8 protein-coding genes are annotated in these 7593 nt (G+C 73.2%); 4 read left to right on the forward strand and 4 right to left on the reverse strand.

Translation table 11 applies throughout. The features are described 5' to 3' along the window. Positions 1-202 precede the first annotated feature (202 nt). The 3 genes from C6N75_RS24185 to C6N75_RS24195 form a co-directional block, all read right to left on the reverse strand. Positions 203-2059, reverse strand: a complete 1857-nt coding sequence (locus C6N75_RS24185) for a glycoside hydrolase family 18 chitinase (RefSeq protein ID WP_105871016.1) — start codon at positions 2057-2059, stop codon at positions 203-205. A 140-nt stretch (positions 2060-2199) separates the two neighbouring features. After that, the gene (locus C6N75_RS24190) at positions 2200-2886 is read right to left on the reverse strand and encodes a response regulator (protein WP_181160600.1); all 687 of its coding nucleotides are present in this window, start codon (positions 2884-2886) and stop codon (positions 2200-2202) included. Further along, complete coding sequence (locus tag C6N75_RS24195; RefSeq protein WP_407703268.1) at positions 2883-4121, reverse strand: sensor histidine kinase; 1239 nt, start codon at positions 4119-4121, stop codon at positions 2883-2885. The genes C6N75_RS24190 and C6N75_RS24195 overlap by 4 nt, the downstream gene beginning before the upstream one ends. A gap of 159 nt (positions 4122-4280) precedes the next feature. Between C6N75_RS24195 and C6N75_RS24200 the strand changes: the two genes are divergently transcribed. After that, positions 4281-4853 (forward strand): hypothetical protein, encoded by a 573-nt coding sequence (locus C6N75_RS24200; protein ID WP_105871017.1) that lies wholly within the window; start codon positions 4281-4283, stop codon positions 4851-4853. 9 nt (positions 4854-4862) lie between these two features. Here the strand turns inward: C6N75_RS24200 and C6N75_RS24205 are convergent, their stop codons facing one another. Next, on the reverse strand, positions 4863-5435 hold the full coding sequence (locus tag C6N75_RS24205; RefSeq protein WP_105871018.1) for a cob(I)yrinic acid a,c-diamide adenosyltransferase: 573 nt from the start codon (positions 5433-5435) through the stop codon (positions 4863-4865). 212 nt (positions 5436-5647) lie between these two features. On the opposite strand from C6N75_RS24205, the gene C6N75_RS24210 reads away from it, so the two are divergent. The 3 genes from C6N75_RS24210 to C6N75_RS30915 all read left to right on the forward strand — a co-directional run. Next, positions 5648-6496: a 3-hydroxyacyl-CoA dehydrogenase family protein gene (locus C6N75_RS24210; RefSeq protein WP_105871019.1), complete on the forward strand. Its 849-nt coding sequence runs from the start codon at positions 5648-5650 to the stop codon at positions 6494-6496. Between the two features lie 335 nt (positions 6497-6831). Continuing rightward, positions 6832-7155, forward strand: coding sequence for an STAS domain-containing protein (locus tag C6N75_RS24215; RefSeq protein ID WP_105871020.1), 324 nt, complete (start codon positions 6832-6834; stop codon positions 7153-7155). 253 nt (positions 7156-7408) lie between these two features. After that, a partial coding sequence (locus C6N75_RS30915) for a hypothetical protein (protein WP_181160601.1) occupies positions 7409-7593 on the forward strand: 185 nt, incomplete at its 3' end.

Below are 7593 nucleotides of genomic sequence, written 5' to 3' on the forward strand. Positions count from 1 at the left end.
CCGCCTCTCTGCTGCTCCGACGCGGCCGCACCCTGGGGAGGGGTGCGGCCGCGGGGGCGTGGGCGCGGGCGACGGCCGCCGGGTCGCGGGCCGCCGTGGGGGTGGCACTCCGCGCCGTACGCCGGAAGGCGGCCCGCGGCGGGGAGGCGTCTGCCGACACCGTCCCGCGCCCCGGGCCGCCGGGTCTCTCAGGCGTTCACGGTCACTTCAGGCCGTTGCTGATCGCGGAGACCAGCTCGCCGTTGGCGGTGTCGCCGCTGAACTCCCAGAAGAACGCGCCGCCCAGGCCCTGGTTCTTGGCCCAGCCCATCTTGGAGGTGACGGTCGCGGGGGTGTCGTAGCTCCACCAGTTGGTGCCGCAGTGCGCGTACGCGGTGCCGGCGACGGTGCCGTTGGCCGGGCAGGAGTTCTTCAGGACCTTGTAGTCCTCGATGCCCTGCTCGTAGGTGCCGGCGGCCGGCCCGGTGGCGGTGCCGCCCGGCTCCTTCTGGGTGACGCCGGTCCAGCCGCGCCCGTAGAAGCCGATGCCGAGCAGCAGCTTGGAGGCGGGGACGCCCTTCGACTTGAACTTGGCGATCGCGTCGGCCGAGGTGAAGCCCTGCTGCGGGATGCCGGGGTACGAGGTCAGCGGCGAGTGCGGGGCCGTCGGACCCTTCGCCGCCCAGGCGCCGAAGAAGTCGTAGGTCATCACGTTGTACCAGTCGAGGTACTGCGCAGCGCCGCCGTAGTCGGCCGCGTCGATCTTGCCGCCGTCGGTGCCGTCGGCCGTGACGGCCGCGGTGACCAGGTTGTTGGCGCCGAACTTGGCGCGCATGGCCTGCATCATGTTCTTGAACGCGGCCGGGCCGCTGGTGTCGCAGGTCAGACCGCAGGCGTTGGGGTACTCCCAGTCCAGGTCGATGCCGTCGAAGACGTCGGCCCAGCGCGGGTCCTCCACCAGGTCGTAGCAGGACTGGGCGAAGGCGGCCGGGTTCTGCACCGCCTGGCCGAAGCCGCCGGACCAGGTCCAGCCGCCGAACGACCACAGCACCTTGATGTGCGGGTACTGCGCCTTCAGCTTGCGGAGCTGGTTGAAGCTGCCGCGCAGGGGCTGGTCCCAGGTGTCGGCCTTGCCGTCGACCGACTGGTCGGCGGTGTACGCCTTCTCGTAGTCGGCGAAGCCGTCACCGATGGTGCACTTGCCGTTCTGCACGTTGCCGAAGGCGTAGTTGATGTGGGTGATCTTCTGGGCCGAGCCGGAGGTGACCAGGTTCTTCACGTGGTAGTTGCGCCCGTAGACGCCCCAGTTGGTGAAGTAGCCCAGGTTGATCTTGGAGCCGGGGTTCGGGCCGGGGCCGGTGTCGCCGCCGGTGGTGCGGACCTTGACGGAGGCGCCGACCGGGCCGGTCTGGTCCTTGGAGTCGCGGGCCTGCACGGCGTACGAGTAGTCGGTGCCGGCGGTCAGGCCGTTGTCGGTGTAAGTCAGGCCGGTGACCGTGGCGACCTTGGCCCCGTCGCGCAGGACGTCGTAGTTCTTGACGCCGTTGTCGTCGGTGGCCGCGCCCCAGGAGAGCTTCACCGAGGTGTCGGTGACGCCCGAGGCGGACAGGGCGCCGGGGGCGCTCGGCGGGTTGTCGCCGGGCACCTGGGGGCCGCCGTCGCAGGAGCCGCCGTTCAGCTTGCAGCCGGTCGGGGAGCCGGGCCCCGAGCCGTTGAAGCCGAAGGAGACGGAGGCGCCGGGGGAGAGCGTGCCGTTCCAGCCGACGTTCTTGGCGGTCCAGTGGTTGCCGCTGTTGGTGACGGTGGCGTCCCAGGCGGAGGTGACCTTGGTGCCGGTGGGGAAGTCCCACTCGACGGTCCAGGACGACAGCGCGGTCGTCCCGGTGTTCTTCACCGTCCAGGAGCCGCCGAAGCCGGAGCCCCAGTCGGACGTCTTGGTGAAGGTCGCGGTGGCCGACGAGGCGGCCTGCGCGGGGGAGGCGAGGCCGACCATGGCGGCCAGTGGAAGCAGCAGTGCGGTGAGACCGGCCGTGGCTCTGGCGCGGAATCTCCCGGTGCGCGGACGTGCTTGAGTGCTCAACGGTGCTCCTCAAGATGCGGACGGACGAGGTGGGGGTCCGTGGTGGAGTGCGCGCCGTGAGCGTAGGAAGGTCTGGGCCAATCGTCAATAGGTCCAGACCAAAGGAAGGGGGTGGTTCGGGTCCATTTGCCGGTCCGCGATCAGACGCCCAACTCCTGCGCGAGCACCGCCGCTTGCACCCGGCTGCGCAGCTCCAGCTTGCCCAGCAGCCGGCTGACGTGCGTTTTCACGGTGGCCTCGGCCATGTCCAGCCGGGCGGCGACCTCCGCGTTCGACAGCCCCTCACCCAGACAGGACAGCACCTCGCGCTCCCGCCGGGTCAATGACTCGAGTGCCTCCGCCACCCGGGGGTCGACGGCCGGCCGCCGGGTGCCGGGGGCGGCGAACTCGGCGATCAGCCGGCGGGTCACCGCCGGGGCGATCAGGCCCTCGCCGCGCGCCACCGTCCGTACCGCCTCGACCAGTTCGCGCGCGTCGGCGTGCTTCAGCAGGAAGCCGGACGCGCCCGCGCGCAGCGCCCCGAAGACGTACTCGTCCAGATCGAAGGTGGTCAGCACCAGCACGTCCGCCAGGCCCTCGGCCACCACCAGCGCGGTCGCCGACACCCCGTCCAGCTTGGGCATCTGCACGTCCATCAGCACCAGGTCCGGGCGCAGCTCGCGGGCCAGCCTGACCGCCTCCTCGCCGTCCGCCGCCTCCCCGGCCACCTCGATGCCGGGCGCGCTGCGCAGGATCAGCACCAGCCCGGCCCGTACCGCGCTCTGGTCCTCGGCGACCAGCACCCGGACCGGCCGCTCCACCCCTGCCACGCCGTTCTCCGTCCTCATGCCGCCGGCTCCCCGTCCTCCTCGGCGACGGGCAGCTCGGCCCGCACCCGCCAGACCTTCGACGCCCCGGCCCCGTCCCCGGCCACCGGTCCCGCCTCGAACACGCCGTCCAGCAGCGCGACCCGCTCCCGCATCCCGATCAGCCCGGCGCCCGAGCCGGGGGCGCGCGGACCGGGCCGCTCACCGCAGGGGCTGTCCACCCGCACCTCCAGCGCCCGGCCGGAGGCGGTCAGCGAGACCGTCACCGCCCCGGGGACGGCGTGCTTGAGCGCGTTGGTCAGCGACTCCTGCACGATCCGGTACGCGGCCAGCTCCACCGGCGCGGGCAGCCGCACGCCGGCGACCGGACCGCCCTCCAGCGCGAACACCAGGCCGCCGGCCGCCCCGTTCACGCCCGCCTGCCGCACCAGCGCCTCCAATCCGGCCAGGGTCGGCACGGCGGACGGCTCCGCCGGTTCGCCGCCGTCCCGCAGCAGCCCGATCAGCCGGCGCATCTCGGCCAGGCCCGCCACGCTGTTCTCCCGGACCACGCCCATCGCCTCGCGGGTGGTCCGCTCGTCGTCCAGCGACAGCGCGGCGGTGGCGTGGATGGCGATCGCCGACAGATGGCCGGCCACCACGTCGTGCAGCTCCCGGGCCATCCGGGCCCGCTCGGCGGCGACCGCCTGCACCCGGTCCATCTCGGCCAGCAGCGCGGTCTGCTCGGCCCGCAGCCGGGCCGCGTCGGCGGCCTCCCGGTGGTTGCGCACCACCGCGCCGCTGATTGCCGGGACGAACGTGACCAGCGCCGTCACCAGACCGGCGAGCAGCGCCGGCGCGTCCCGGTACCAGGCCAGATAGCCGACGGTCAGCGCGATGCTGAGCATGCCCATGAAGACCGGCAGCCGGCGCGCGGTGGCCGGCGGGCCGTACACCACGGCCGCGTACACCAGGTCCGCGTAGAGGATCACCGTGGCCAGATTGCCGCGGGTGAGGGTGTCCAGGACCACCGCGACCGTGCCGGCTGCCAGCGCGAACCGCGGCCGGCTCCGGCGTACCAGCTCCAGCGCCGCCATCACCGCCAGCGGCACCGGCACCAGCCACGGCGCGGACAGCGGCCGCTGGTCCTTCGGGCCGGTGGTGTACAGCCCCAGCGACCACAGCAGCAGGCCCACCGCCAATCCGCCGGCGGCGATCAGCACGTCGTCCCGGTGCGGCCGTGCGCCTCGCAGCGCGGCGGGGAGGGAAGCTCTCACCCCCTCATCCAACACGCTGCCGGCCCCGCCCGGCGTCCGCGCGGACGCCGACCGCCGCTACATCGAACGATGCAGTGCCGGCCGGGCGCTTTCCTCATCCGCGACGACGCCCCGGCCGCGCGGAGCCGGAAGGCTGGAGGCACCGAAAGGAGAACCGCCGTGATCGTCGCGCTCATCGTCATCTGCGAGGTCGGCTTCTGGGTGCTGCTGGCGGCCGGACTCGCGGTCCGCTACCTGCTGAGGATGCCCCGCACCGGGGCCGCGCTGCTGCTGTGCGAGCCGCTGCTGGAGGTGGTCCTGCTGCTCGCCACCGCCGTCGACCTGCGGAGCGGCGCCGAGCCCCACTGGGGGCACGGGCTGGCCGCGCTCTACATCGGCTACACCGTCGGCCACGGCCACCGCACCGTGAAGTGGCTGGACGGCCACGCCGCCCACCGCCTCGGCGGCGGCCCCAAGCCGCCGCCCCCGCCCCGCTACGGCATGGCCCGCGCCGCGCACGAGGGCCGGATCTGGCTCGGCACGCTCGCCGCGGCCGCGGTCGCCACCGGGCCGCTCTGGCTGGCGATCCAGTACGTCGGCGACCCGGCCCGCACCGGCGCGCTGGAGAACTGGATGCACATCGCCTGGCGCGCGGCCGGCATCCACGGCCTGATCGCCCTCAGCTACGCGATCTGGCCCAAGAGGGCCCCGGAGCCGGCGGCCGGCGAACGGGAGGACGCCAAGCTGCCCTGACGGGGCGGGTCAGCGCTCGCCGCCCGGGACCCAGAGGATGTCGCCGCGCTCCTTGTTGGCGGTGCGGGCGAGGATGAAGAGCAGGTCGGAGAGGCGGTTGAGGTAGGTGGCGGTGAGCGGGTTCATCGACTCGCCGTGCTCCTCCAGCGCCGCCCAGGTGGAGCGCTCGGCGCGGCGGACCACGGTGCACGCCTGGTGCAGCAGCGCCGCGCCGGGGGTGCCGCCGGGCAGGATGAAGGAGCGCAGCTTCTCCAGCTGCTCCAGGTAACGGTCGCAGTCCGCCTCCAGCTTGTCGACGTAGCTCTGCTCCACCCGCAGCGGCGGGTACTGCGGGTTCTCCACCACCGGCGTGGACAGGTCCGCGCCCACGTCGAACAGGTCGTTCTGCACCCGCACCAGGACCTTGACCACGTCCTCGGCCAGCCCGCCGAGCGCGATGGCCGTGCCGATGGCCGCGTTGGCCTCGTTGGCGTCGGCGTAGGCGGCGATCCGCCGGTCGGTCTTGGCGGTGCGGCTCATGTCGCCGAGCGCCGTGGTGCCCTTGTCGCCGGTACGGGTGTAGATGCGCGTCAGATTGACCATGGGGCCAAGACTAGTGAGCCGCCCGGGGGACGGCACCCGGGCCGGGCCCCCGGTGGGCGGTGCGGCGGCCGGGAAAGGCCCATGACGTACCGTCACGGTGTGATGTCCGTCAGATGAGACGTGACGCGTGTCTCTTCGCAGCCTCAGGCCCGCCCCCGCCCGATAGCCTCCGCCGGAGAGCGACAAGTAAACGGGTGTTAAGGGGAAGAAACGTGGCCAGGAAGCTCGCCGTCATCGGCGCCGGACTCATGGGCTCCGGAATCGCGCAGGTCTCCGCCCAGGCGGGCTGGGACGTGGTGCTGCGCGACGTCACGGACGCCGCGCTGACCCGCGGCACCGACGGCATCAAGGCGTCCTACGACCGCTTCGTCGCCAAGGGCAAGCTGGACGCCGCCGACGCCGAGGCCGCCCTGGCCCGCATCACCACCACCACCGACCTGGACGCGGCCGCCGACGCCGACCTGGTCGTGGAGGCGGTCTTCGAGAAGCTGGAGGTCAAGCACGAGATCTTCCGCACCCTCGACAAGATCGTCCGCGAGGACACCGTGCTGGCCTCCAACACCTCCGCCATCCCGATCACCAAGATCGCCGCCGTCACCGAGCGCCCGGACCGGGTCGTCGGCACCCACTTCTTCTCCCCGGTGCCGATGATGCAGCTCTGCGAACTCGTCCGCGGCTACAAGACCAGCGACGAAACCCTCGCCACGGCACGGGAGTTCGCCGAGTCCGTCGGCAAGACCTGCATCGTGGTCAACCGCGACGTGGCCGGCTTCGTCACCACCCGGCTGATCGCCGCCCTGGTCGTCGAGGCCGCCAAGCTCTACGAGTCCGGCGTCGCCACCGCCGAGGACATCGACACCGCCTGCAAGCTGGGCTTCGGCCACGCCATGGGGCCGCTCGCCACCGCCGACCTCACCGGCGTCGACATCCTGCTGCACGCCGCCGGCAACATCTACACCGAGTCCCAGGACGAGAAGTTCGCCCCGCCGGAGCTGATGCGCCGGATGGTGGACGCCGGTGACATCGGCCGCAAGAGCGGGCAGGGCTTCTACACGCACTGACCGCACGCGCCCGGCCCCCGCCGGGCCCGCGCGCGACCGGGGCGCCCCGCACGCACGGGGCGCCCGTCCGGACCCGGCCGGCCCGGACGTCACCCCACGGGGTGAATTCGGTATCGGTTCGCTTACAAGGCGCAACGGCTGCGCCTGTCGGACAGTCAGTTGGTGCATAGAAAGACAGGACGACACGGGCCCGCCGGCCGGACGGCGTCCCGCCGGCCCCGCGCCGGCGAGGCGGCGCGGGGCCACCGGACGCCAAGGGACCACGACGGCGCGCGAGGCCGAGGGATGACGGCGAAGACGTGACCACGACGACGGAGCACTCACCGGGAGCGCAGATGCACATCAGGGGCGACCACGCCGAGCTGGTCGTCGGGGGCCGCCTCGACGTACGCAGCGCCGCGGACGCCCGTACGGTCCTGCACTCGGCCGTCGACGACGGAGCCGGCGACCTGGTGCTCGACCTGACCGGACTCGACTCCTGGGACGCCACCGGCCTCGGCGTCATCATGGGCGCCCACCGCCGGGCCGGCCGCTGCGGCCGGCGACTGGTGCTGCGCGGCGTACCGCCGCAGATGCAGCGGCTGCTGGTGGCCACCCGGCTGCACCGCATCCTCGCCATCGAGGGCGGCCTCGCCGCCGACACCCTGCCCCGGGTCTGAAGCCCGGCCCCCAGCGCGGTCTTTCGGGCCGTACCCGGACGGACCGGACGCCTCCGGCGGCGGCGAACTCACAAGACGGTGACGTCTTGGGCACGGCCCCACCCCCGCCCTTCAATCACACCCCGTCAACGTCTAGGGTGCGGCTGAGCCCGTCCGCCGCCACCACGCCGGCGCGGGCACACCGGACCGGAGAGCGGCAGCGGGCGTGCGACATGGCCGGGAAGGCCGACGACGCACCGCGCTACATGGGGGCTTGACCTTGGACCCGATCGACCGGCGACCGGACGACGACTTCCCCGCACCCGACGGTGCCGACATCGATGCCGACACCACCGGAACCGGTCCCGGCGACTCCTTCGACGCGTTCGCCGCCGGCGCCGTCCGCGACACCCGCGAGGACGCCGCCGGCGAGACCGCCGAGCGGCCCGCCCGCCCCGC

Source organism: Streptomyces solincola (assembly GCF_002982015.1).
GTDB lineage: Bacteria > Actinomycetota > Actinomycetes > Streptomycetales > Streptomycetaceae > Streptomyces > Streptomyces solincola.

What these genes read in the sequence shown, in the direction of transcription:
- C6N75_RS24190 (WP_181160600.1), bottom strand. Translation starts at nt 2,886, where the DNA reads ATGAGGACGGAGAACGGCGTGGCAGGGGTGGAGCGGCCGGTCCGGGTG.
- C6N75_RS24215 (WP_105871020.1), top strand. Translation starts at nt 6,832, where the DNA reads ATGCACATCAGGGGCGACCACGCCGAGCTGGTCGTCGGGGGCCGCCTC.
- C6N75_RS24205 (WP_105871018.1), bottom strand. Translation starts at nt 5,435, where the DNA reads ATGGTCAATCTGACGCGCATCTACACCCGTACCGGCGACAAGGGCACC.